Genomic DNA, 23984 nt, shown 5'->3' with positions numbered 1-23984 from the left:
TCTGGAAAGGCAATGCGTGTAGCTTTCGAGGTAGCGTTGCATTCAAGCTGGAACCAGCACCGCAAAGTTAGAATGTCCTGTTTCTGCAAAGTTGGAATGTCGCTCCTTCCTGCCTCGCCGGCCGGCGGCAGCTGCGCGCCTTTAAGCATTGTCACGGTCCGGAGGCGGCAAAAGACGCGCCGGGGCCGCGTCGTCGAACGCGAGCGCTTTGACAGCCTGCGTCAACCGACGCACGAAGCCGGTCCTGGAGCCTCCGGATCGCTCATGTGCGGCGATCCCGGAAACCCCAGCGAGGGGGCGCCTCTACCTCTGGCGTCAAACCTGATCTCAAAGCGGAAAGATCGGCCTGCCCGAAAGCGCCTGGACGAAGACAAGGAGGGTCAGGGCCGTCCAGCCGAGTGCGGCGACGACGACATGCCTTCGGGAGAGAGGGCCGGCCGTCCGTTCGCGCCACAGCACGTAGAGCGGCAAAGCCTGCATGGCGTGCAGGGCCAGGAAATGCGCAGGCCGCAAATCGCCGACCGTGCCCGACCAGCCGAGCAGCGGCCAGTTGGTCGCTTCGGATGGCGGCGTGCCGACCAGATGGCCGCCATTGGCGCCGAGTACGCCTGCGGTCAGAAGCGTCAGGACCAGCGTGAGAAGGAACCCGACGCCGATCGCGAGCCGCAGCGAGGGCGAGAGGCAGACATCGCGATCGCGTAGCACGACAATGCCGAAGACGCCGATGCCGAGCATCAGCAACACCGCGCCGACGCCCATGAGCTGGTACATCTGGATGTGAAAGGCATCGCTGAAATTGAAGTGCGAGGCCTCCCCGCGAGCGGCCTGGTAGGTGAGATAGATCATCTCGAGACTGAAGGCGGCCGTCATGACGGCTTCGGTCACACGAAGGGTCAGGCTCTGCGCCCACCCCGCCGAAAGACGCGCCTGGACCAGGGCCAGTGTTCCGAAGGTGAGGGCGAAGGACAGGGCGAATTTCGCCGGCTTCAGCCAGACCGGGTCTCCGCCGGGAAGCGCGCGGCTCTCGACCATGCCCCAGAGAAGGGAGAGCACCAGCAGAGCCAGCGCGACGCAGGTGAGCGCCGGCATCTGCGCGTGCGATGGCGCGCGACGGCCATCAGGCCCGGGAAGACGCACAAGGCGGTCGGCTGTCATGCGGGTTCTCCGGCCAGCGGCTTGAGCGACGGGATGCGCGCGGACGCGGCCCCGAATGTTCTGTGCATTCCCTCGGCAAGCCCGGCAATGAGGGCCCCGAGAGGGCCGAACAGGAAGATGAAGGGCAGGAGAAAGGCCTGCAGGAGCCGTCCGACGCCGACGCGATCGAGACGGGCGGCGATGCGGGCGCCGATCATCAGGTCGAACGCCAGATAGTGGATCCAGCCTGCGAGCAGAAGCCAGTCGTCCGAAAAAAGCAGACGCACATCGGCGAGGCTGCCAAAGCCGCCCTGCCCTGCGGCAAAGCGCGTCAGGACGAGGACGGCATAGAGCGCCGACAGGATGGCCGGCAGGACGAGCGCGGGGAGAAGGTTCAGCCAAGTAAAACGGCGCGGTCCCAGGATGAGGAGACTCCAGCCGAAGAGCGCGATCTGTCCGGCCCGAGCGAAGAGGTCATCCGGTGTCATGACACGGTCCCAAGGGTTGGAGACAGGACCCGACGGGGCGATTGCGGTTCGACAGCGTTCCGCCGGCGGACGGCGCTTACGGCTTGCCCGGTCCCGGTCCCGGTCTCGCTCTCGGTCCCGGTTCCAGTTCCGGTGGCCGGCAAGGCCGCCGCCTCTCCTGTCCCGGTCCACGTCGCGGCTGGCAATGCGAGCCCTGGTCCGGGCGCGCCAAGGGGTGTGCGATGGGTCATCACGGCTCCGTTTCCACATATCTTCCGCACCGTCTCACAGATCGCAGGCCATGCATATTGACGACCGATGCATGATGGCTATGCATGGATGTATGGAAACGGTGCCCTTATCCCCATTGGAAGCCGACTGGCGGCTCGTGCGTGCCTTCGTCGCCGTCATGCAGGCTGGAACCCTGACGGGCGCCGCAAGACAACTCGGGACGACGCAACCGACGGTCGGCCGGCAGATCCGTGCGCTGGAGCGCATGGCCGGCGAAACCTATTTTCTGAGGCGCGGCGTCCGGCTGGAGCCGACGGATCATGCGCAGGTTCTTTTTGCGCGCGCCCTGGATGTCGAACGGGCCGTCACGACTCTCGCCCGGTCCCTCGCAACCCCGCAGACATCCCGTTCGAAAGTCCGGATAACGACGAGCGAGATTTTCGGCACGCAATTGATGCCTTTGCTCATCCCGCCTTTGCTGGCGAAGGTCCCCGGGGTCGAAATCGAGGTTATCGCCACCGACCGGCTGCAGGACCTCCATCGTCGCGATGCCGATCTCGCCATCCGGTTCGTGGCGCCCCTTCAGCCGGAGCTGATTGCGCGGCAGGTCGGCGAGGTCTCGCTGGGCCTCTATGCGACGCCCGGCTACCTCGATCAGCATGGAAGGCCACGAAGCCCCGCCGACCTGCGCGACCACACCCTGATTTCGAGCCGCGACGGCACCGAGGTCCGCACGGTCGCGCGCCGGCTGGGTCTGGATCTGCGGCCCGACAGCATGCCGGTGCGGAGCGACGAACTGCTCGTCCGCGAGAGTTTCATCCGGGCCGGCCTCGGCATCGGGGCCTGTCACACCTGGCTGGCGACCTTGATGCCGGGTCTCGAGCGGGTCCTCCCCGATCTCGATGTCATCCGCCTGCCCGTCTGGCTTGTCGCGCATGAAGACCTTCGCCGCAGCCGCAGTCTGCGCCTGCTGCACGATGCCTTGGCCGACGACCTCCGCGCCCGGTTTCAGGGCGGAAATGACACGCCTGCGGGATAGGATGGCGAGGAACCCGGCGATCGACCGGTGGGATGGGGGGCCGCCTCCGGCCGGACGGCAAAGACGGCGGACAGGCCGGTCCGGCCCTTGACCTTGATCCGGTCGAGCTCGAGGACCGGGATCGTGCTGCCGACCAGAGCGGCGGTGGTCTCGCCGATCAGGAGTGGTACGCCGTAGGTTTTCGACTCGCCTTCCAGACGCGACGCCAGATTGACGCTGTCTCCAAGAACCGAGTAGTCGAACCGGCGGGTCGAGCCCATATTGCCGACGACGCAGGCGCCCGTGTTGATGCCGATGCCGATCCGGAGTGTCGGCGGAGGCTGGCGTCCCGCCGCTATGGCTTCGGCGCGCAGGCTCTCGTTCAGCGCATCCACCGCTTCAAGCATCGCGAGGGCGGCCTCGACGGCGCGCAGGGCATGATCCGGCACGTCGAGCGGGGCATTCCAGAACGCCATGATGCAGTCGCCGATGTACTTGTCGATCGTGCCGCCGCTTTCGAGCACGATATCCGACAGAGGCGTCAGGAGACGGTTGATCAGGGTCGTCAGCTGCTCCGGATCGTCCTTCAGCGCTTCGGAGATGGTGGTAAAGCCGCGCACGTCGCAGAAGAGGATCGTCAGGACGCGTCGCTCGCCGCCCAGTTTCAACAGGGCAGGATTTGCCGCGAGCTTCGCGACGACGGCCGGGGCGAGATATTGCGAAAAGGCGGAGGTGATCTGGCGGCGGCGGTGACGCTCGGCGGCGTAGTCGAGCCCGGCCTTGACGCCGCAAACGAGGAGAAAGGCGCCGATCGGTGCGAGCGGCGGAAGGAAGACGCGACCGTAGCGCATCGCAACGCCCGCGCACACGACGGTGCCGGCTGCAACGAGCACGACTGTCAGTCCGGTGGTCCAGCTGGTTTCACCCCGGGAAAGGACGGCAGCGAGAACCGCGGCCACGACCACACCCAGGAGGCGAAGCAGCGGTCCGGCCGGGGTGATGAAAAGGCCCGCCGAGAGGTTGTCGAACAACGTCGCCTGGATTTCGGCACCGGACACGAGACGGCCGCTTTGAAGCGTGTCGGATGTCGGGAAGGCATCGGCCGCCGCCGCATCGAGCGTCGGGGCGTTCTGGAGGCTCAGGCCGACGATCACCGTGCGTCCCCGGAAGCTGCCCTCAGGGAGGAATTGCTCCGGATGGAGCGCCTGATAATAGGAGACCGTTTCGTACGTTCGGGCCGGCCCGAAGGTCTGGATCAGCTTCTCGCCCGGCTCGATCTCCGCAGGTCGTCCGGCAATGTCGATGAGCTGGCGCGCAAGGCCGTCGGGATAGGCCGGGACGTGCCGCAGGACGCCGTCGGCGTCGAGACTGACGGACGCGATGCCGGTTCGCGCGCCGGTGGCCGTCAGCAGGGCCAGCGGCTCCGTGCGGACGAACTGGTCGGCGTGCGGCGTGCGGATCAGGGTTTCGTCCCCTGCCAGCACGACGTCCGGGCCGAGCGCTGCCGCAAGGCGCGCATCCTGAGCCGGATCCGCTGCAGGTTCGGCAAAGATCACGTCGAGCGCAATGGCCCGTGCGCCGGCGGCACGCAGCGCCGTCACCAACTGGCCGTGCAGCGAGCGGGGCCAGGGCCACTGCGCGCCGATCTCCATCATCGAGGGCTCGTCGATCGCCACGATGACGGGACCATCCGCGGGACGTGGCGGGCGCGCGATGGTCGACAGATAGTCGAACACCCGCATCTCCAGAAGACGCCATGGCGACGTCTGCGCCACGGCGCCGAACAAAACCGCCGACAGAAGCGTGATGAGCGCAAGGCCGGCGAGGCGCCTGCGCCGGTCGACACCCGCGAGATCGGGCACCCCCGCCGGATGGACCCCTCCCCGACGCCACCATCCCGGACGCCCCTCTTCCCGATGCCCCCCTCGCCGACGCCCCCCTCCCCGATGCCAGGCCATCAGAAGCGAACCGTCATCTGCGCCTTCACGGACCGCCCCCATCCTGCGGTGCCCGCCGAAACGTAGAAGGCCTCGTCTGTGAGGTTGTAACCACCGAGATCGAGCTGCACCCGGCCGTCCGGAGACTCCCAGCTGACATTTGCGTCGAGCGTCCAGTAGTCGCCAAGCGTTTCACCGGCCAGATTGCTGGCCCGCCGGCCCGTGTAATTCCCGGCGACCGTCGCTGCGACGCCGATCGGATTGACGAAGGTCAGGGCGAGCTGGGCGGCATCCCGCGGGACATAGGTCAAGGCGTCGCGATAGCCGGCACTTGCCGGGTCGTCGTTGCGCGAAGACGCCCGCGCATAGGTGGCGGCCAGGCCCACGCCGCTGCCGAGGGCAAGGTTGCCGGTAACGCTGACCCGGTCGATCCGCCCGCGCGCGACATTGCCGCCGACGAGATCGACGGCGGGGAGTGACAGGGGATCGGCAATCAGGAGATTGCGCACGGTCTGGTGCTGATAGTCGACGGCTGTGAAGAAGCGGTCCGTCCACTGGGCATCCCAGCGGGCAGCCAGCGTATCGGCATAGCCATCGATCGACAGCGGCAGCTGGTTGGATTGCAGCGCGACGACCCCCACGGGCGCAAGGGTGGGCGTCGACTGGGTGAAGCCTTCCCGCAAATAGCCGAACCGAAGCCACTGCCCCTCCTGCACCTCCCAGGCAAGACCCGCGCGCGGCTCCAGACGGGTGACATCGACGGTATCGCCTGTCAGCCTGCGCGCAAACAAGGCGGCTTCGAGCTTCAGGCCCGGGACCTCGTCATAGAGCGCATCGACATAGGCCGTGCCGGCTGCGACATCGGCGTCATCGACCGTTTCGAGATCCTCGAGAACCCCGCCGGGAGTGTCATCTGGGTTCACAGCACGGAGGCGGGAGGTCGAGCGCGACAGGGCGTCGATGCGTCCCCCCTCAAGGCCGACGCGAAGCGTGGCGTCCCCCAGCCCGAGCGTGTAGCCGAGCGCCGCAATCCGGCTCTTCTCCTGCAGTTCCTGTTGCCGGTCGAACAGGAAGGGAATTCCTGCGAACGAGATGCCGCCGAGCGAGCGGCTCGATCCCGCAACATTGCTGCCGAAAAGCGCGGCGTTCAGGATGTTCTCGTATCCGAACGTGTGGCTCCAGCCGATCCCGAAGTTCAGCACGCGCTGCGTGTTGGTATCGCGAGACAGGGAGCCGACCGAAACGCCCGGCAGGGCCAGTCCAGGGAGCAACTGCGGGAGGGAGGTGATACGGGCGGCATCGACAAGGCTGTCCGTGTCACCGCTGTTGACATAGGCGACGATGCGATCGTCCGGTGTCGGGCTGGCGGTGATGTAGCCGTTGCCGCCGGTGATGTCCGTGGTTCCGGCCAGGATATCCGTGCCGTCCGCACCGGCGCGTTCGTCACCACGGGCGTCCCACGACAGGTTTCCGAAAAAGCTGATCGGGACAGGCGACTGGGAAAAGCCTTGGATCTGCGCACCCTTAACCCACTCGGAGCCGGCGCTGTTGATGTTGATGCCCGCCGTCAGCGCCGTCTCGACAAACGGCATGCGCACGAGGTTTGCCTGGCGTTCGCTGCCGGCAAGCAGGTGCGGATCGAGAAGCAGTGCCTTCAGGAAAGACGAGTAGCTGCCGCCGTTGCCGGAGGGATCGATCGTGTTGACCCCATAGCTGAAGCTGTTGGCGAACGGATTGACGCTGCCGCGCACGGTCTGGTCGAGGTAGGACGTGCTGGCGAACGGATCAAAGACGATATCGCCGTAGAACTGCCCCCAGGCATCAAGCCCCTGCAGGCGGAACGCGTCGTTGAGAACCGAGCCGGCTTCCTGGTTTGCGCCCACGGAGCCGAAATCGCCGCCCCGCTGTCGAGACCGCTTCAGATAGTCCTGGGCGTTGCGAATGGCGCCATCCGCATCGTGATCCTCGATCGCGATGGACGTGCGATAGGCCGCGATGACGGGATCGTTCGGATCAAGCCGGTCGGCGTTGTCCAGCGCCTGATCCGCAGCGCCCCGCTCGCCATTTGCGTAGAGGGCAGCTGCGAGCAGGAGCTGGCCTTGAGAATATGCCGGGTTGGCGGTGGAGCCCGCAAGGATGTCGGCGATGGCCTTGTCTTTTTCGCCCGTCTGGAGATGGTATTGTCCCCGGGTGATCAGCGCGATGTCGAAGCCGGGATCGATTTCGAGCGCCCGGTCGATCTCCCGCCGTGCATCCTCGACGCGCAGTTCCTCGAGATAGAGCCCGGCAAGATTGGCATGGTGCAGCGGCGACATCGGATCGAGGGCAATGGCTTTGCCGAAGGCGGCCTCGGCCTCGCGCCGTGCCCCGCGCAGCGACTGCAGCAGGCCGAGAGAGTTCCAGATCGTGGCATTGCCCGGCTCCGAAACGAGCGCTGCCCGAATGTCGGCCAAGGCGCCCTCGAGATTGCCGCGCACGCCGGCCTCGAAATCCGCGCGCGCCTCCAGGGCTGTCGCCTGCCCCGGATCTCGGGCCAGCGCCAGCGCAATGGCGGCCTGTGCCTGGTCGCGATCGCCGAGGACCAGGGCGACCTTCGCGCGGATCGCCGGCAGAAGCGCGTTGTGCGGGTAGCGGGTCTCCGCCCGTTTCAGCACATCGAGCGTTGCCCGCAGATTGTCCCGGAAACCGACCGTAAACACTTCTCCGACGATGGCGGCGGCGCCCGTGCCGACACTTGGTGGCCGTTCCACATGGCTTGGATCCGCCAGGGACCGGGCGAAGTAGGCACCGTAGCGCGCGACAGATCTGCGCGCGTCATCGAGGTTCGGCGCAGCGCGGTCAAACAGCATGGCGGCCTCGCCATAGCGCCGCTCCGATCCGGCGATCAGGGCGTCGAGAAGAGCGACCCGCGCCCCCTGACGCGCATTCAGGCGCTGCCGGCGCACCTCGGCCAGCGTCGCCAGAGCCTCTGCCTTGCCCGAAATGGTGAAGTTCACCTCGGCCAGCGTCAGCCAGTCCTCGGCGGTGCGACGCTCGGGCGGAAGGGCGAGAAGCGTGGCACGGCGACGTCGCATGTCCGGCCCCGGCAAGGGCGATGCCGGCAGGAACGGAAAGGCATCCCGCAGTTCGAGATAATAGAGCATCTGCTCGCGATCGCTCGAATTGAGGACGATGACCTTGCGTGGCGCCTGGCCGATGGCTGCGACCGCTCCCTCCCCCTTGGCGACCCTGACGCTGCCGCGCGCATTGCTGAGGTCGACGACGCCGTCGAGAACGGTGAGCGACGTCTTTCCCTCGGCGTCCACCGATAGGGTCCAGTCGGTTCCGCGAATGGCGGCCGTTGCAGCCGGCGTCTCGATCGCCAGCCCCGATCCGCCGCGCTCGGCCCGGGCCCAGAGGGTCCCGGACTGCAGCTCGACGCTGGCGTCGGACCCGCCGCCGTTGACCTGCTTGACGAGCAGGGACGTGTTGCGACCGAGGCGCATCTGCGTCCGGTCCGAAAAGAGAATGGCAAGCTGCCCGTTGGCGTTGGTGCGAAGGATATCGCCATTGACGACATCCTGGGAGAGATCGACGACCGACCAGCCGTCCTTCTCGACAAAGCGGATCTCCTCGCCCGATTTGCGCGCAATCACCGAGCCTGCCGCAGACGACGTCCGCAGCAGAGGTTCGGCGTTCAGTCCCCCTGAAAATAGCAACGATGCGGATGCCGCCATGACGGCCACGATGCCGTTTCTCATCGCAATCCCCTCAACTCCCGTCTAACCTAATGAGTTGGGCCGGTAGAAAGTCAAGATGGTCAGTAAGTCGAATGTTGCATTTATTTTGCAACTATGGTGTTAGCAACAGCATGCAACACGCTTTGGGGAGGGAGCAATGGATGCAGACGGCATGTATGATGCACGCACCGAGGCGCGGACAGTGGAGAGCGCTTTGGCCGACAAGGAGTATTTCGATCACATCAAGACTGTGAACGAAATTTTCTACGACCAGATCAAGATCTCCGACCAGAAAGCCGCCTACATCTTTACGTTCATGCTGGCCTTTCTGATTTCGTCGAGCGACGGTCGCGGGGTCTTCTCTGCCACCCGCTACATCCCGTTTCGGATCGAGACTGCGCTTCCCTCGGCAATACTTGCCGTATCGACCGTCTTCTCGATCATCTGCGCCATCATGGTCATCCTGCCGCGCCGCGCGGCCAAGACCACGACGCTGTTCTGGGGCGGATGGGCACAGCACAAGGAGGCGTTCAGCACGGCGGCGGTCGCGCGTGACGTCAATTACCTGTTCCGCCAATACATCGACAATGTCGATGTCCTCTCGGTGATTGCCCAGAGCAAGTATCGTTTCGTCACGCTGGCCTTTCGCGGCCTTGTCGTTGCGGTGGTCAGCTACGTGTTGTTGCTCGCCGCCTCCTGAAGACGGCGACCTTGTCTCGTCGGCTGCCGGATCCCGCGTGCCTGCGGTTCACGAACGGGGCCAGGCCTCGACCGTCTCTCCTCCGAAAATCCGCTCCGTCGGCATGGCGAAGATGAAGTACGGATTGAGCATCGGCAGGGCTGTTGCCTGGTCCAACCGCAGACGCTGTGCGTCATCCAGCACAATATCCAGCGACGCGACGTTCTGCGCGAGCTGTTCGACCCGGCTGGCGCCGATCAGCACCGAGGAGACGCCCGGACGTCCCGACACCCAGGCGAGGGCGACCTCTGCCGGAGAGCGGCCGATCTCGTGCGCAACCGCCGTCACCGTGTCGACGATATCGAAGTTTCTCTCGGTAAACAGCATGCCGCCGAACGGATTGTCGCCGTTCAGCCGACCGTCGCTGGTGGTGGCCTCCGCCCCCTCCGTCGCATTCGCCGCCCTGTCGGGCATTCGGACCTCCCGCCCGGCATCAGCAAGCTTGTCGCGCCCGTATTTCCCGGTCAGGAGACCGGCGGCAAGCGGGCTCCACGGCACCAGGCCGAGACCGAACGCCTCGCCCGCCGGGAGCAGGTCGAGCTCGACGCCCCGGTCGATCAGCGAATAGGCATATTGCAGGCCGATCGGCCTCGGGAGCCCGTGGGCCTGCGCCAGGGTCGCGATCTTCGCCACGTACCAGGCCGGTGTGTTGGAGAATCCGTAATGCAGGATCTTTCCGGACCGGACGGCGTCGGTCAGCGTCTGCAACACCTCTTCGGCTGGCGTGGTCCGGTCCCAGACATGCATCCAGTACAGATCGATGTAATCCGTTCCGAGGCGCTGCAGCGATCCTTCGATGCCGAGCCGAATGTTCTTTGCACCATTGCCGCCCCAGAGCGGCGTCCCCTGCGCACGGGAAAAGCCGGATTTCGTGGCAATCACCAGCCGGTCCCGCAGGCCGCTTGCTGCGAGGAAACGTCCCAGCATCTCCTCGCTCTGCCCGCCCGAGTACACGTCCGCGGTGTCGAGAAAATTGCCGCCGGCCGCGACATAGGCGTCAAACAGTGTGCGGGATGTCGCCTCGCCGGCGCCCCAGCGTTCTGCGCCGAAGGTCATCGTGCCCAGGGCCAGCGGACTGACGATCAGCCCCGATTGCCCGAGTGTGCGATAGTGGGTGAGGTCCATGCCTGTTCTCCTTCATCCTGTCGTCGCCACTCTACCTGTTTCGCCACGGGGAATTAGGGGTTGCCCGCCGCATGAACTTGTGAGCACGCTGCAGCAATGGAGCGACATCAACTCAACGATCTCCTGGCCTTCGCGGCCGTCGCGCGGGAGCGCAGCTTTACCCGCGCCGCGTCGAGGCTGGGCATGTCGGCCTCGGCCCTCAGCCATGCCATGCGCGGACTGGAGGAGCGGCTCGGCGTGCGGCTTCTGGCGCGCACCACGCGCAGCGTCGCGCCGACCGAGGCGGGCGCGCGCCTGCTGCAATCGCTCAATCCGGCGTTTGCGGATATCGAGGACGGGCTGAGCGCGCTGGCGGAATGGCGGGACGAACCGTCCGGGACCGTCCGGATCACCACCTTCGCCTATGCAGCGAAGCGGGTGTTGGTGCCGAAGCTACCGGGCTTCCTGCTTGCCCATCCCGGTGTCCACGTCGAGGTCAACATCGAGGACGGGCTGACCGATATCGTCGCCGCAGGCTTCGACGCGGGGATCCGGTTCGGGGAGACCGTCGAGAAGGACATGATCGCGGTCCGGCTCGGGCCCGACCTCAGGACCGTCGTCGTCGGGACGCCCGGCTATTTCGAACGCGTGCCGCCGCCTCAGACGCCCTATGACCTCGACCGTCATGCCTGCATCGGATACCGCCTGACGACATCCGGCGGTCTGCTCCCCTGGGAGTTCGAGAAGGACGGCAAGGACATCAAGGTCCGCACCAGCGGACCGCTCGTGGCCAACGACGGCGATCTCGCAGCCGCCGCCGTGCGCGCCGGCGCGGGGCTCGGCTATATCATGGAGCAGGATGTCGTCGACGACATCGCGTCGGGTGCCCTTGTGCAGGTCCTGGCCGACTGGTGCCCGACGTTCCCCGGGTTTCACCTCTACCATCCGAGCCGGCGGCAATCTCCACCCGCACTCCGCGCCCTGATGGCCGCCCTGCGATCGGGATAGGCCGAGGAAGCGGGGCTCGGTCCCTAAACCGCCCTCCCGTCTCCTTCGCCGAAAGCCGGATCGTCCGGACGCAATTAACTGCGGTCTCGTCGATCGTGCCCCCCGGCGTTGACGGGACCAGGCCGGAGACCCATGTCATCGCCATGTCGAAGCGCGAAAAAGACGACGTCGAACTGCTGAGGACCTGGACATTGCCGTCGGCAGCAACACTCGGGTCGTCGGTCCGGGCGAAGGGCATCCTTCTGGAAATGCGGGCACGACTGCCGGCCTCGTCTCGGAAACTGCTCGTTCTCGAGGCCGGGGAGCTTGTCCTCGCCATGCCGGCAACGGCAAAAAGCGAGTTCAATGCGGCCGCCACCCTGGTTTCCGCCGCGATGACGGGCATCGAGAGCCTTCCCGTCATTCCGCGGGAGATCGAGGATATTCTCACGATCAAGTCCGGCGAGCGCCATCGCTGGCTTGCCGATGGGCGCCTTCCCAGCGCCGGCACGAGAACGGTCCGGCTGGCAGGCCGTGCCAAAAAGATCACCTTTCATGTTTTCGATCCCCGGATCGTCGAAGACCTCCTGAACAGCGGTCAGGTCGATGCGTGGCGCGAGGACGATGCGGCAGCGGCGGCCGAAAACCGTCGCCGGGCGGCCTACAAGGCGAAGCTTACCCGCTCGTTGCGAAAAGGCGCCGGGGCAAGGGACGCCGCCGCCGACGGGGGCGCATCGCCGCGGGATGAGGCTGTCGCCCCCCTGGACGACTGGGAGGCATTCGGACGCGACGGCCTCCTGCGCTGACCTCCCGCCGTGTCCGGCCGCTCGCGTGACGGGCAACTTGTCGCGTGACGGGCCACCAGATCGGCGGACGCCTTGGGATTAAGGCGACGTCATCACGGCTGCCAGTTGGGGCGATGCGACGGATCAAGGCGGCGATCCGTGAAGAAGGCGGCACTGATAAAGGCGAGATGCGTCAGCGCCTGCGGAAAATTGCCCAGCTGATGGCCGCGCACGTCCTGCTCCTCGGCAAAGAGGCCGAGCGCGTTGGCGTAGCGCATGCCCTTGGCAAGCGTCAGCTGCGCCTCGTCGATCCGTCCGGCACGCGCCAGGCATTCGGCATACCAGAAGGTGCAGGTGGTAAAGGCGCCTTCCTCTCCCTCCAGCCCGTCCGTCGTGCGATAGCGGTAGACGAGCCCGTCATCGCAGAGATGCGCGCCGATGGCATCGAGCGTATGCAGCCAGACCGGATCGGTCGATGAAACGAAGCGGACGAGCGGCATCATCAGGAGGGCGGCATCGAGTTCCCGGCCGCCGCGCTCCTGCACGAAATAGCCGTGCTCGGGATGGCGGAAGTTTTCCCAGACATCGGCGTGGATGGCGTCGCGGCATTCTGCCCAGCGCACGATCGGCGCCGGCAGCGAACGCTTCTTCGCAAGACGGATCGCGCGGTCGAGCGCGACCCAGCACATCACACGCGAATGCAGGAAATGGCGCGGCTGCGACCGCATTTCCCAAATGCCGGCGTCCGGCGTCTGCCAATGCTCGATGACATAGTCGACAATGTCGCGGACATGCTGCCAGCCTTTGTGGCTGATCGCCTCGCCGTATTTGTTGGAGAGATAGACGCTGTCCATCAGCTCGCCGAAAATGTCGAGCTGGGTCTGGACGTTCGCGCCATTGCCGATGCGCACCGGCCGGCTGTCTGCATAGCCGGCGAGATGATCCAGCTCTTCTTCGTCGCGGGCCTCCGACCCGTCGAGCGCATACATGATGCGCAGGGGATGATCCGCATCGGACGCCATGACGCGCTGGCCCGCCCACCGGCCAAAATGCTGTGCCTCTTCGAGAAAGCCGAGCCGCATGAAGGCGTAGACGGTAAAGGAGGCGTCGCGGATCCACGTGGCGCGATAATCCCAGTTCCGCCCGGCCCCGACGGCCTCGGGCAGCGAAAACGTCGCCGCGGCAGCGATTGAGCCATGCTGTCGGGAGGTGAGGAGCTTCAGGGCGAGGGCGGACCGCAGGACCTGTTCGCGCCACCGGCCCCGATAGGTCGACTTGCCGGCCCAGCTTCGCCAGGCACCCGTCGTTTCCACGATTTCGTCCGATATCCGCGCATCGTCGGACAATGTCAGGTCGTCGCCGCCAAGCGTGAACCAGGCCGTCTCGCCGGCCGAGAGCGTGAAGGTGGCGACGGCTGCGCCCTCGGCACAGGTGAGGGGCACCGAGGCGAAGAGCCGCATCGTGAGATCGTCCGTCGTGAACGCGACACCGCCCTCGATTTCGGCGGTTTGGGGGATGGCGCGGGCATAATCGAAACGGGGTGCGCATCGGGTCGTGAACGACACCTGTCCCCGCGTCACCGTGATGCGGCGAAGGATGCAGCGGGCGGTCCTGCCGGGGTGAACGCGGGCATCCGGATGCGGCATGAGGTCCATGACCTCGGCGCTCCCGCCATCCGCCATCCACCGGGTGATCAGAACATTCGTCTCGGGCACATAGAGTTGCAGCGTGCGGGGATCGTGCAGCTGCGGCGTCATCGTGAATGCGCCGCCCTTCTCCGCATCGAGAAGCTCCGCAAAGACCGTCGGGCTGTCGAGTGCCGGCCAGCAGAGATAGTCGAGCGTTCCGTCTCTGGCGATCAGGGCCGCCGTTTCCATGTCGCCCACGATGCCGTGCTGGCTGATGGCCCGGTTCGGCCTAACCATTGTCGCGGAACTCCGGATAGAGCGACATGCCGCCATCGACAAAGAGCGTTGTGCCCGTGATATAGTCCGCCTCGTCGGAGGCAAGCCATACGGCCGCGCGCGCAACGTCATCGGGTTCCCCGATCCGCCCATAGGGGATCAGCCGGAGAAGTTTGGTCAGCGCTGCGTCGGTCTCCCAGGCGTCCTTGTTGATCGGCGTGCGGATGGCGCCCGGGGCGATCGCATTGACCCGGATGCCGTCGGCAGCCACTTCCTGCGCCAGGGACCGCGTCAGCATGCGCACGCCGCCCTTGGCGGAGGCATAGTTGACGTGGCCGGCCCAGGGGATGATCTCATGTACGGAACTCATGGCGATGATGCTGCCGGCGCTCCGGGCCGGCCGGCCATCCCGGGCCTGCGTCCTGAAGCGGCGCACCGCTTCGCGCGCGCAGAGGAACTGCCCCGTCAGGTTGATGTCGATGACGGTGTTCCAGTCCTCGAGCGAAAGGTCGGCGATGGCCGCATCCTTCTGGACGCCGGAATTCGACACGAGCACGTCCACCCGGCCAAAAGCATCGACGGTTTCATCGAAAAGCCTGACGACATCGTCTTCACGCGAGACGTCGGCCTGCACCGCCCGCGCCCGTCCGCCCGCGCTCTTGATCCTTGCAACCAGCTCTTCGGCCGGCTGCTCGTGGGAGCGGTAGTTGACGATGACGGCCGCACCGGCCTGCGCCATGGCCTCGGCAACCGCGATCCCGATGCCGGAACTGGCGCCGGTGACGATGGCCACATGGTTTCGGAGACTTTGGTGTTGAGATGTCATGGCATGCTCTCTTTGCGTTTACGCTGACCCGATTGTTCGACCGACACTGCCGATGCGCATGCCGCAAGGCGTTCGGCGCCATGACCAAATAGCGCCCGTTCGTCTGTAAGGAAGGACGGGAGAAGAGGGTTGGCTCGCGCAGCCGCGACGGGGACCAGACCTGGCTAGGGACCAGACCTCGCTGGGGACCAGACTTGGCTAGGGAGAAGTCGCGGTCTCACCTTCACGGAAAATTCACAGTCTCTCTCAACGGTTCCGAGACGGGTCATCGGTAAGTTGCAGCTTATCGTAACATCAGCGGTCCTTGATCATGCTCCATCTCGTCTCAGCAGCCATTCGCTCCTTCTTCTGCGCAACCTCCGGCAATATCGGCATCATGGCCGCCATGATCATGCCCGTCGCCCTCGGCGCCGGGGGCGTGTCCATCGATGCATCGAACATCATGTGGGCCAAGAGCACGCTGCAGAACGCGACGGACGCGGCGGCGCTTGCCGCGGCATCGGGACTTGCGAACGAACACATGTCGGTCGACGAAGCAAAGAGGCAGGCCAGAGTGTTCCTGTCGACGCGCATGATCGGCGCCGTCGAGGCCCTCTCGTCCACGGGCAGCGAGGCCCGGCTCGGCTCCCCCGACGTGACGATCGCCAGTGAATCGACCGGGGTCGGGACGGGCAAGCGGTTTGTGGTGTCGGTCAAGTCCGACTTTGCGGTTCCGCTGACGCCCTTGAGCCGGATCCTCGGCGCTACCGACATGACCGTTCATGCGGAAAGCGAGTCCAAGGGACAAACGGCGACCGAGAGTTCCCTCTCGATGTTCCTCGTCCTCGACAAGTCCGGATCGATGAACGAGGCGACGAACAAGAAGGGGGTGAACAAGCTCCAGTCTCTGAAGCTTGCCGTCGAAGGATTGCTGGCGCAGCTCACGAAGGCCGATCCCAACGGAAAATATGTGAGGACGGCGGCGATCGCCTACAACAACAAGGAAGATGCTCCGAGCGGGCTCAGCTGGGATGAGGGTGTCACCCTGGCCTATGTCAAGAAGCTGGCCTCCGGCGGCTCCACGGATTCGAGCGGCGCGATGAAGACCGCCTATGCGGCCCTGACCGGTCCGGCGGAAACCGCGGAGCACGTCGCCATGACGGGTCTCACGCCGAAGCGATTTCTGGTGCTGATGACGGATGGCGACAACACGGCAGCCAAGAACGACACCGATACCAAGGCGGTCTGCGACAAGGCCCGCTCGACGCAGACGACGGTCTATACGGTCGCCTTCATGGCACCGGCGAAGGGCAAGTCGCTGCTCTCGTCCTGCGCGACGACGTCGGCAAACTTCTTCCAGGCGGAAGACGCGGATGCCCTGATCGCAGCGTTCGCGTCGATCGGGCGCGATGCGTCGATGCTGGCGGTGCGCCTGACGAAGTAGCGCCCTCGCCGCGCTGATCCCGGCCAGGAACGGACGACCTGTGAATAAGATCGTCCGCCTGCCTCGCCTTTCCCGGCCAAAACGTGCACATGGGCAGCTCGTGGTGTCTTGAAGTTTTCGTCGGATGGTCGCAAAGCGTTGGCGACATGCGTCGTCACGGCGAGCAAACGACATCACCGGTTCCCATACGGAAAGCGAAGGTCAACCCATGCCCCTCCAGCTCTCTCTCGCCCGCGATCGGATCTCCGTGCTTCTGCTGGAAGGCATCAGCCGAAGCGCCGTCGATTACTTTACCTCGTGCGGCTACACCAATCTCGTGCACCTGCCGAAAGCGCTCGATGATGCGGACCTCAAGGCCCATATCGCCGATGCGCATATCATCGGCATCCGCTCGCGCACGCAGTTGACGGAGGAGATCTTCGAGTCCGCCAAGAAGCTGATTGCCGTCGGCTGCTTTTCCGTCGGCACGAACCAGGTCGATCTGGACGCGGCCCGTCGCCGCGGGATCCCAGTCTTCAACGCGCCATATTCCAACACGCGCTCCGTGGCCGAACTTGTGATCGGCGAGATCATCATGCTGACGCGCCGGATCTTTCCGCGCTCCGCGTCGGCGCACGAGGGCGGATGGGACAAGTCGGCCGCCGGCAGCCATGAAGTCCGCGGCAAGACCCTCGGGATCGTCGGCTACGGCAATATCGGCTCGCAGTTGAGTGCCCTGGCCGAAAGCATGGGCATGGTGGTCCGCTACTTCGATCTTTCCGACCGGCTGCGCCGCGGCAATTCGGAATCCATGGCGTCGCTCGGCGAGCTTCTCGAGATTTCGGACTACGTGACGATGCACGTCCCGGAGACGGCGTCGACGCACAACATGATCACCGAGGCCGAACTGCGTCGCATGAAGAAGGGCGCCATCTTCATCAACAACGCCCGCGGCACCGTGGTCGATCTCGACGCGCTGGCGACGGTGCTGAAGGAAGGTCATCTGGCAGGGGCCGCGGTCGACGTGTTTCCCAAGGAGCCGGCGTCCAACAAGGAGCGGTTCGAAAGCCCGCTCCAGGGCCTGGACAATGTGATTCTGACGCCGCATGTCGGCGGCTCGACCGAGGAGGCGCAGGAGCGCATCGGCGGAGAGGTCGCCCGAAAGCTGGTCGAATATTCCGATATCGGTTCCACGATGGGCGCCGTGAACTTTCCGCAGGTTCAGCTGCCCGAGCGTCCGAACGGCACGCGCTTCATCCATGTCCACGAGAACCGCCCCGGCATGCTCATCCGGCTGAACGAGATCTTCTCGTCGCGCGGGGTCAACATCACGGCCGAGTTTCTGCAGACCCACGGCGACACCGGTTATGTGGTCATCGAGGTCGAGGGCGTGACCCAGGCGCCCGACGACATCCTGCAGGTGCTGCGCGCGGTGCCGGGAACGATCCGGACACGCTTGCTCTACTGAGGCTTGCTTTACTGAGGCCTGCTTTACCGAGGTATGCGGGCACGGCCGATCGGATGCCGGGCGCGCGCCGCCAGGCGCCAAACCCGCCCTCACCGCGGGATCTTGGCAAAGCCCTTCGCGAGGATCACCCCTGTCGGCCTGCCGGTGGGGGATCCGCCGGCCGGCTCCAGCGTCAGCTCGTAGAGCTGGCTGTCGTGGGGCTCGGGAAGGGCCGGCCCGTCCAGTCGGGCGGAGCGCGCGTCGTCGATCCGCCCGAGGGAGACCGGCCCGCGCGCGGGCGACGGCAGGGTCCAGACCTCGATCGTCTTGCCCTCGGGAACGGCGACGTCCGCCAGAAGCCGGACCGCTGCCGTCTCGTTGCCGAAATCCTCCACGATCGCCTTGATGTCGCCGGCCTCGTTGACGAGCACAGCCACGACCAGGGGCTGGACGGTGCGCATCAGGCTGAATGTCAGTGCCACGGCGAGCAGGACGGCCGCCGCCGTGGCCGCAAGCGCCGTCGCCCGCCAACCGCCTGCCCTGTTGTCGTTCGCGGTCGCCGTGGGGGAGACCTTACGTTCTGCACGGTGTGCCGGCAGACCGTCTTCGATGCGCCTCCAGAGCGCGTCGCCGACGATGGCGGCTTCGGCCGTTTCGTCCAGCGGCAGAAAGCGCTCCCGACTGGCGGCGATCGCGGCTCTGAGTTCGGGATCGCGGTCCATGTCGGCCTCGATGCGCAGCATATCCGCCGCATCCAGAAGGCCCAGAACATATTCGTCGGCGATGACGCCGATCTCCACCGGGTTGCCCGTCATGCCATGCACTCCCGCAATGCAGAGAGCCCACGCCGGATCCAGGACTTCGTCGTGCCCAGCGGGATCCGGAGCCGGCCGGCGATCTCGCCATGGGAATAACCGCCGATATAGGCCATGAGGATGCCGCGCCGCTTGTTTTCCTCGAGCGCGCCCAGACAGTCGCGAAGACGCGAGGTGTGGTCGAGCCGATGCCAGGCCGCCATGACATGATCCACCTGATCGCGCTCCTGCAGCTGCTCGACATCCGCGACCGAGTATTCCCGGCGACCGTCGCGCAGCAGGTTGAGAGCGCGGTTGCGCACGATGGCATAGATCCAGCCGCGGGCCGAGCCGCGATCCGGCTGGTACTGATGAGCCTGCGTCCAGATGCGGATGAAGCTTTCCTGGACCACCTCTTCGGCAAGGTCGCGGCGGCGCACGATGCGTTCGGCGATCGTCACCAGACGCCCGGCCTCGCGATCGAAGATGCGGCGCAACGCGGCGCGGTCACCCGTCGCGCAGGCGGCGAGTGCCGTCGTCAGATCGTCCGGCGGTGCACCTTTCGACATCGAGACCCTTTTCCCTTCATTGCGCCGTCGGCGCGCTCCTGCCCCACTCTACCCGCCGCCGCGCAGATTGGATGCGGCGTGGGATTATTTTTCACATCGCTGCATCCAGACGGGCCGTCTCCCGTGTCTTCAGGACAGGAAGCATCGCCGAGAACGCGCCGGTGCCTTCCCAAATGGATCAACACACGGGAGAATTCCACAATGACCGTACGCTTCGCCTTGATCGCCTCCACGCTACTGGCTGCCGGCACTGGCAACGTTGTTGCCGCACCGGTCCTCGGTCTGACCGGCGACAAGACCCTCGTCCTGTTCGACACGGACACGCCCGCCGTCACGAAACGCATGGATGTCACCGGCGTCGACAGGCTGGTCGGTATCGATTTCCGTCCCGGAAACACGTCTGTCATCGGCGTCACGCCGGACAGCGAGATCGTCTCGATCAATCTCGAGACGGGCGCGGCAACGCCGGTCGCCACGATGGACAAGAAGCTGGCGATGACGACGGCGCCCGTCGTCGTCGATTTCAACCCGATGGCCGACCGTCTGCGTTTCATGACCGGCACCACCAACCACCGGGTCCACCCGGAGACCGGTGCCGTCACGGTCGATGGCACGCTCGCCTACGAGGAGGGCGACATGCACAAGGGCGAAACGCCCGACATCGTCGCTGCGGCCTACACAAATTCGATCGGCAAGCCGGAGAAGACGGCGATGTACAACATCGATGCGACGATCGGTGGGCTGATCCAGCAGACAAAGCCGAATGACGGCAGCTTGAAGGCGATCGGCAAGCTCGGTCTGAAGGACAAGCCGGCCACCTATGCCTTCGATATCCAGGGCATGGAAAATGGCGGCAACGCCGCGTATCTCGCCGCCGGCAAGACGCTCTACAGCGTCAACCTTGAGACCGGCGCGGCGACGGAAGTCGGCCCGATCACGGGCCTCGACAGCGATCTGCGCGACATCGCCATTCTGCCGGCCTTGTAAAAATCCCAGACCGGGATCGTCCCGACAGGCCTGGATGCGGCCGCGCCTGCGGCCGCATTTTTGGCGTTACGGACCAAGGGCGGCTGTTGTTGTTACCGCTATCTGCAATATCGGGAATATCTAGGATCAGGCGCATCTTTGAAAAACGCAATATTCTTCAAACGGTCTTGAAGAGCTCTTCAAACCATTAATGTCTTATCATCTCAATCTGTGCGTTCTGGATGGAAAAGTGCCGCCGCGAGTGCGAACATGGACGCTCAACCAGTTCAAGCGTGTGACGACGTCACGCCTGATCTTCATATAACGAGCACAAGACGAGAATTACGGCGACAGACTTTTGAATACTGGATGTCCGCTTTGCGATAAGACCGGACGTAAGCGCACGCGTTGATGAAGGACTTGTATCGAGCCCAAAGCGGGCATAAAGTTAAGTCCTGCAAGGCCCGTAATCGGAGGATGGCCTCGCGACATGCAGCTAGGAGCGGGAACCCAGAGAGCTTTGCCCCTTGTGCGATTGACTGAGACAGTACGTTCCCATAGTAACGGCGCTTTGGCGTTGCTATGCTATTGGGGGCAAGCGTGGAACTCTGGCAACAACAGTTCATACGTGCGTTGTTTCACTATTCGCCGGAACACCTGGACATCGAGCGGGCATTCTTAGTAAAACATCCTCACGTTCCCGCTCGTCTGTATAAGTACCGCCAGTTCACCGAGTACCACTTGGACGCATTGAAAAAGGACGTCCTGTGGCTGTCCTCACCCGATAGGTTGAACGATCCCTATGAGGCCCAAGTCTCGTTTGACGTGGACCGCTTCAAAGTGGAGGATCAGTCCGTCGACCATTTCTTGGCAGAAGCCAGGAGAGCTCGGCAAGCTATCGAAGCAGGTGAGGATTGGCGCCCAACTGAGCCTTCACGACCTATCAACGCCGGTGATTGGCGCCGCCAGATGGTTTCCACCATCCTCCAGTCGTCCGACCTCTCAAAGAAGGAGGCATTTGCGTCGATCGTGGAAGAATGGAGCAAGGAGCAGGCACAGGCTCACGTCCGGTCCATGAGCCAACAGTTTCGGAAGGGCTTCAGTGTCTTGTCACTCTCGGCTACGGCGAACAGTAAATTACTTTGGGCTCACTACTCGAATTCGCACAAGGGCTTTGCCATCGAGTACGATTTTGCTTCCCTACCGTACGGTGACCTGCGACGCAGGCTTTGTTTTCCTGTATTCTACACCACGAAGCTGAGGGACGCGACGAGGTACTTCGACAAGCCCGGCAAGCCATTCAACAACCTATTTGGCCAGTACATGTGCCTCGTGAAGCAGGACGACTGGGCCTATGAGAAGGAATGGCGGATTGTTCAGGCCATCGGCCCGGAACACGCAAACTGTGAAATGCGCATGCCGAAGCCGGCTGCAGTCATCTTGGGCTCGCAAGTATCGCACTCCGATGAAGAGACGATGCGCCAAATGTGCAAGGAGCGCTCAGTTACCCTGAAGCGTATGGTGCAGAAACCGGGTACCTTCCAGCTGGAACCCGTGCAGGTAGCTCTCGACTAGATCGGCTACTTACTCAGCCCCGCAACCGGAACTGGACCGGCAGCAAGCCACCCCATCTCAGACATGTGTAGCTCGGTTCTGAAATGTCCGCTTTGGACCCAAAAGCAGATGCCGCAACCCATCAGCATCGGCTGGGTAACCTCGATCCAGCCTGTCATGCATACTCATGCTTTAGAGGCTGGCTGTACCGTTGCCCGGTTACAGTTTCCGCGGTTCTCCCGGGACTGAAGTGCGCGCCCCCTTGCCTAAGCCGGTGAGGGGCAGTCGTCCGAGCTGCAGAGCAGCATAGCGCTACTTATCCTCGACCTGAGGTTCATGAGAACAAGCATCGCTTCCATCGGGATTATCGCTACAACCCTGCACAGGAAAACACGGAACCCCGCTGATGCGAACCATGGAAAAATGACGGGATGACCTGACACGTGCAAGGCAACAGGGAACGTTTCTCCTCCTCATTCCGGGTCAGGCATGCCTCAGTGGACGGAGTGGATGCCATCGAGGCCGACACGGCGCTCGCGACGGCCGCCATATGCACGATCAATTCGGGATCGGATTGATCAACAGAGGCGCGCAAATCTCGCTCAGCGGCCGGGGCATGGTCGAAGCGGAAACGGGTAACCGGCCCTGCCGTGCCTTCCATGGCGGCGGAACTGGGTGCAACGATCCTCGACGGCACCCCGGTCGCCCTGCTGCTGACGACCAGGCCGATCGATCATCCTTTGAAGGCGGTGCTCAACACGCCTCGCGTTCCCGTTCGACCCGCTCCGGGCGGAGCTTTTGCCATCGATGCCGACTGGGCGGCAAACGAGGTCGTCACCTTAGCCGACGGCACCTACGCGGTGAAGGACGCCACGGTCACGCGGCTTCTTGCCGAAGCGTCGAGGGTGCTGGACGGCCATCCCGCGCTGGAACTCGCCGCCTACGCCGCCGGGCGCAAGCCGATCCCGGAAGACGGCGATCCGGTGCTGGGCGTTCTAGCGAACCTGCCGGGCTGCCACGTCGCCTTCAGCCACAGCGGCGCAACGCTCGGGCTGATCGTCGGCGAACTGACCGCCTACGAGATGGCGACCGGCAACCGCCACCCGCTGCTCGAAACCTTCCGGCCGGACCGCTTCAGCGCCTGAGGCGGGACCTGTCTGGCAAAGGCCGTCATCCCGGATGGGCAAGGTCGCGCCCATCCCGGATGGGCAAGGTCGCGCCCATCCCTCTCCTCTCCCCGCTCCTCTCCTGTCGCTGACCCTTTCCTGTGGTCGGCCCTTTCCTGTGGTTGGCCTTGGCGCGCCTTCGGGGCTACCGCCGCAAAGCCGCGCTTGTCGAGGCGGCCATGCCGGCAGGGCCGAACCTTGCGGTCATCCGTGACCGATCACGGCCTGCGAGCTGGCTCGGTTTGACCACCATCGTGCAGCGGCGGGGTCGGCACCGTGGCTGCGCGGCTGTCGTCTTTGCCTCGGCGCGGAAGGCGCAGGCACCGGCTGGCGGATGGCCGTATCCGCCTGACAGCTTGTGTTTCCGATTTTCATACCGTAAAGAATTAAAAAATCTCCAGGAGGCCAGGCATGGACGTTGATAGCCAGCGGGATCCCGCAAAGCCGAATATTCGCGGCAAGATCAAGCAGCAGAAGACCGAGTTGATCCACGAGGAGATCCTTGATGCGGCCGCTCGACTCATTGCCGCAAAGGGGTTTCGGGCTGTTACCGTCGACGACATCAGCGCCGAAATGGGCTTCACCAAGTCGATCGTGTATTACTACATGAAGAACAAGAACGAGATTCTCTGGCGGATTTTCGAGAGGATCGACGCAACCTACGCCGCAGGGATGGAAGAGGCGCTGAAATCGGGTGGTCGCCCGATCGACCTTCTCGCGGACATCGTCAAGCGGCATTCGCTGAACGTCATGCATCATCAGGACTGGTCGACGATCTACAATCGCGACGAGAACGAGTTGACGGAAGAGCAGCGGACGATCGTGACCGCCAATCGCAGGAAGTACAACAAGGAGATCCAGGATCTCTACGCCAAGGGCGTCGCTCTCGGCGAGTTTCGCGATGCCGACCCGTTCATTTCGGTCTGCTGCATGCTGGGCGCATGCAATTGGCTGTCCACATGGTTCAAGCCGACATCGACGAAATACACTGCCGACAGTGTTGCCGCGGCCTTTGCCGAACAGCTGATCATGGGCGTGGCCAAGGTCGCCTGACGGGGTGACCCGTCAAACGGTCGGCGTGGCCTCCCTGTCGACTGGACCTACTCGGTCGGACAGGCGGTCGAAAATCTGCAGGGCGTCACGACCTATTGAGCCGGTCCCGCAAAATGTCCCACCACGATCGTCTGTGCGCGCGCCGCGCCACGGATCGCATCACCAAGGAATGGTACCGACAG

At 64.5% G+C, this 23984-nt stretch carries 18 protein-coding genes and 2 pseudogenes; 11 read left to right on the top strand and 9 right to left on the bottom strand.

Going from position 1 to position 23984, the window contains the following annotated elements; translation table 11 throughout:
* Positions 1 to 327 precede the first annotated feature (327 nt).
* Complete coding sequence (locus tag ASG03_RS07140) at positions 328 to 1155, bottom strand: hypothetical protein (RefSeq protein ID WP_062693104.1); 828 nt, start codon at positions 1153 to 1155, stop codon at positions 328 to 330.
* A complete protein-coding gene (locus tag ASG03_RS07135; protein ID WP_062693103.1) occupies positions 1152 to 1622 on the bottom strand; it encodes an abscisic acid-deficient protein Aba4 family protein in 471 nt (156 codons plus the stop codon). The genes ASG03_RS07140 and ASG03_RS07135 overlap by 4 nt, the downstream gene beginning before the upstream one ends.
* A 301-nt stretch (positions 1623 to 1923) precedes the next feature.
* Between ASG03_RS07135 and ASG03_RS07130 the strand changes: the two genes are divergently transcribed.
* Positions 1924 to 2871: a LysR family transcriptional regulator gene (locus ASG03_RS07130; protein ID WP_162241365.1), complete on the top strand. Its 948-nt coding sequence runs from the start codon at positions 1924 to 1926 to the stop codon at positions 2869 to 2871.
* On the opposite strand, the gene ASG03_RS07125 is transcribed toward ASG03_RS07130, so the two are convergent.
* Complete coding sequence (locus tag ASG03_RS07125; protein WP_062693101.1) at positions 2841 to 4712, bottom strand: adenylate/guanylate cyclase domain-containing protein; 1872 nt, start codon at positions 4710 to 4712, stop codon at positions 2841 to 2843. The genes ASG03_RS07130 and ASG03_RS07125 overlap by 31 nt on opposite strands.
* A 95-nt stretch (positions 4713 to 4807) precedes the next feature.
* The gene (locus ASG03_RS07120; RefSeq protein WP_244475193.1) at positions 4808 to 8527 is read right to left on the bottom strand and encodes a FecR domain-containing protein; all 3720 of its coding nucleotides are present in this window, start codon (positions 8525 to 8527) and stop codon (positions 4808 to 4810) included.
* A gap of 151 nt (positions 8528 to 8678) precedes the next feature.
* Here ASG03_RS07120 and ASG03_RS07115 point away from each other — a divergent pair, with 151 nt between their 5' ends.
* On the top strand, positions 8679 to 9206 hold the full coding sequence (locus ASG03_RS07115) for a Pycsar system effector family protein (protein ID WP_062693105.1): 528 nt from the start codon (positions 8679 to 8681) through the stop codon (positions 9204 to 9206).
* A gap of 48 nt (positions 9207 to 9254) precedes the next feature.
* On the opposite strand, the gene ASG03_RS07110 is transcribed toward ASG03_RS07115, so the two are convergent.
* A complete protein-coding gene (locus tag ASG03_RS07110) occupies positions 9255 to 10370 on the bottom strand; it encodes an aldo/keto reductase (protein ID WP_062693100.1) in 1116 nt (371 codons plus the stop codon).
* A 96-nt stretch (positions 10371 to 10466) separates the two neighbouring features.
* Between ASG03_RS07110 and ASG03_RS07105 the strand changes: the two genes are divergently transcribed.
* Positions 10467 to 11357, top strand: coding sequence for a LysR family transcriptional regulator (locus ASG03_RS07105; RefSeq protein ID WP_062693099.1), 891 nt, complete (start codon positions 10467 to 10469; stop codon positions 11355 to 11357).
* Positions 11358 to 11500: 143 nt separating this feature from the next.
* Positions 11501 to 12142, top strand: coding sequence for a hypothetical protein (locus tag ASG03_RS07100; RefSeq protein WP_062693098.1), 642 nt, complete (start codon positions 11501 to 11503; stop codon positions 12140 to 12142).
* A gap of 92 nt (positions 12143 to 12234) precedes the next feature.
* On the opposite strand, the gene ASG03_RS07095 is transcribed toward ASG03_RS07100, so the two are convergent.
* Both ASG03_RS07095 and ASG03_RS07090 read right to left on the bottom strand, forming a co-directional pair.
* Complete coding sequence (locus ASG03_RS07095; RefSeq protein ID WP_082475604.1) at positions 12235 to 14046, bottom strand: glycoside hydrolase family 15 protein; 1812 nt, start codon at positions 14044 to 14046, stop codon at positions 12235 to 12237.
* Positions 14039 to 14851, bottom strand: coding sequence for an SDR family oxidoreductase (locus ASG03_RS07090; RefSeq protein WP_062693096.1), 813 nt, complete (start codon positions 14849 to 14851; stop codon positions 14039 to 14041). Before ASG03_RS07090 ends, ASG03_RS07095 begins: the two co-directional genes overlap by 8 nt.
* A 310-nt stretch (positions 14852 to 15161) precedes the next feature.
* Here ASG03_RS07090 and ASG03_RS07085 point away from each other — a divergent pair, with 310 nt between their 5' ends.
* Positions 15162 to 16274 carry a vWA domain-containing protein gene (locus tag ASG03_RS07085; RefSeq protein ID WP_156379729.1) on the top strand — a complete coding sequence of 371 codons (1113 nt, stop codon included), beginning with the start codon at positions 15162 to 15164 and terminating at the stop codon, positions 16272 to 16274.
* 208 nt (positions 16275 to 16482) lie between these two features.
* A complete protein-coding gene (gene serA / locus ASG03_RS07080) occupies positions 16483 to 17721 on the top strand; it encodes a phosphoglycerate dehydrogenase (protein ID WP_062693095.1) in 1239 nt (412 codons plus the stop codon).
* An 89-nt stretch (positions 17722 to 17810) separates the two neighbouring features.
* Here serA and ASG03_RS07075 read toward each other — a convergent pair whose 3' ends face one another.
* Together ASG03_RS07075 and ASG03_RS07070 are read right to left on the bottom strand one after the other, a co-directional pair.
* Positions 17811 to 18515, bottom strand: coding sequence for an anti-sigma factor (locus ASG03_RS07075; protein WP_062693094.1), 705 nt, complete (start codon positions 18513 to 18515; stop codon positions 17811 to 17813).
* Entirely contained in the window at positions 18512 to 19063 is a 552-nt protein-coding gene (locus tag ASG03_RS07070; RefSeq protein ID WP_062693093.1) for a sigma-70 family RNA polymerase sigma factor, read from the bottom strand. The genes ASG03_RS07075 and ASG03_RS07070 overlap by 4 nt, the downstream gene beginning before the upstream one ends.
* A gap of 201 nt (positions 19064 to 19264) precedes the next feature.
* Between ASG03_RS07070 and ASG03_RS07065 the strand changes: the two genes are divergently transcribed.
* From ASG03_RS07065 to ASG03_RS07050, 5 genes and pseudogenes are all read left to right on the top strand, one after another.
* On the top strand, positions 19265 to 20050 hold the full coding sequence (locus tag ASG03_RS07065) for a DUF4394 domain-containing protein (RefSeq protein WP_062693092.1): 786 nt from the start codon (positions 19265 to 19267) through the stop codon (positions 20048 to 20050).
* Between the two features lie 579 nt (positions 20051 to 20629).
* Positions 20630 to 21604 (top strand): DUF2971 domain-containing protein, encoded by a 975-nt coding sequence (locus ASG03_RS07060; RefSeq protein ID WP_162241364.1) that lies wholly within the window; start codon positions 20630 to 20632, stop codon positions 21602 to 21604.
* Between the two features lie 476 nt (positions 21605 to 22080).
* A pseudogene (locus ASG03_RS22175) lies at positions 22081 to 22223 on the top strand (AraC family ligand binding domain-containing protein); the annotation flags it as partial.
* A pseudogene (locus ASG03_RS07055) lies at positions 22222 to 22728 on the top strand (D-amino-acid oxidase); the annotation flags it as partial. The pseudogenes ASG03_RS22175 and ASG03_RS07055, both read left to right, overlap by 2 nt.
* Before the next feature lie 432 nt (positions 22729 to 23160).
* Positions 23161 to 23802: a TetR/AcrR family transcriptional regulator gene (locus tag ASG03_RS07050; RefSeq protein ID WP_062693089.1), complete on the top strand. Its 642-nt coding sequence runs from the start codon at positions 23161 to 23163 to the stop codon at positions 23800 to 23802.
* Positions 23803 to 23984: the final 182 nt, after the last annotated feature.

Origin of the sequence: Rhizobium sp. Leaf341 (assembly GCF_001424325.1) — a bacterium.
Classification (GTDB): Bacteria; Pseudomonadota; Alphaproteobacteria; order Rhizobiales; family Rhizobiaceae; genus Ferranicluibacter.
This window is presented reverse-complemented; position numbering and strand designations above follow the sequence as displayed.

Excerpts from the sequence above, each read along its gene's own strand:
- ASG03_RS07075 (WP_062693094.1), bottom strand. The coding sequence starts at position 18,515 with ATGACGGGCAACCCGGTGGAGATCGGCGTCATCGCCGACGAATATGTT.
- ASG03_RS07135 (WP_062693103.1), bottom strand. The coding sequence starts at position 1,622 with ATGACACCGGATGACCTCTTCGCTCGGGCCGGACAGATCGCGCTCTTC.
- ASG03_RS07110 (WP_062693100.1), bottom strand. The coding sequence starts at position 10,370 with ATGGACCTCACCCACTATCGCACACTCGGGCAATCGGGGCTGATCGTC.
- ASG03_RS07050 (WP_062693089.1), top strand. The coding sequence starts at position 23,161 with ATGGACGTTGATAGCCAGCGGGATCCCGCAAAGCCGAATATTCGCGGC.
- ASG03_RS07130 (WP_162241365.1), top strand. The coding sequence starts at position 1,924 with ATGATGGCTATGCATGGATGTATGGAAACGGTGCCCTTATCCCCATTG.
- ASG03_RS07065 (WP_062693092.1), top strand. The coding sequence starts at position 19,265 with ATGACCGTACGCTTCGCCTTGATCGCCTCCACGCTACTGGCTGCCGGC.
- ASG03_RS07085 (WP_156379729.1), top strand. The coding sequence starts at position 15,162 with ATGCTCCATCTCGTCTCAGCAGCCATTCGCTCCTTCTTCTGCGCAACC.
- ASG03_RS07140 (WP_062693104.1), bottom strand. The coding sequence starts at position 1,155 with ATGACAGCCGACCGCCTTGTGCGTCTTCCCGGGCCTGATGGCCGTCGC.
- ASG03_RS07100 (WP_062693098.1), top strand. The coding sequence starts at position 11,501 with ATGTCGAAGCGCGAAAAAGACGACGTCGAACTGCTGAGGACCTGGACA.
- serA (WP_062693095.1), top strand. The coding sequence starts at position 16,483 with ATGCCCCTCCAGCTCTCTCTCGCCCGCGATCGGATCTCCGTGCTTCTG.
- ASG03_RS07090 (WP_062693096.1), bottom strand. The coding sequence starts at position 14,851 with ATGACATCTCAACACCAAAGTCTCCGAAACCATGTGGCCATCGTCACC.
- ASG03_RS07105 (WP_062693099.1), top strand. The coding sequence starts at position 10,467 with ATGGAGCGACATCAACTCAACGATCTCCTGGCCTTCGCGGCCGTCGCG.
- ASG03_RS07120 (WP_244475193.1), bottom strand. The coding sequence starts at position 8,527 with ATGAGAAACGGCATCGTGGCCGTCATGGCGGCATCCGCATCGTTGCTA.
- ASG03_RS07095 (WP_082475604.1), bottom strand. The coding sequence starts at position 14,046 with ATGGTTAGGCCGAACCGGGCCATCAGCCAGCACGGCATCGTGGGCGAC.
- ASG03_RS07070 (WP_062693093.1), bottom strand. The coding sequence starts at position 19,063 with ATGTCGAAAGGTGCACCGCCGGACGATCTGACGACGGCACTCGCCGCC.
- ASG03_RS07115 (WP_062693105.1), top strand. The coding sequence starts at position 8,679 with ATGTATGATGCACGCACCGAGGCGCGGACAGTGGAGAGCGCTTTGGCC.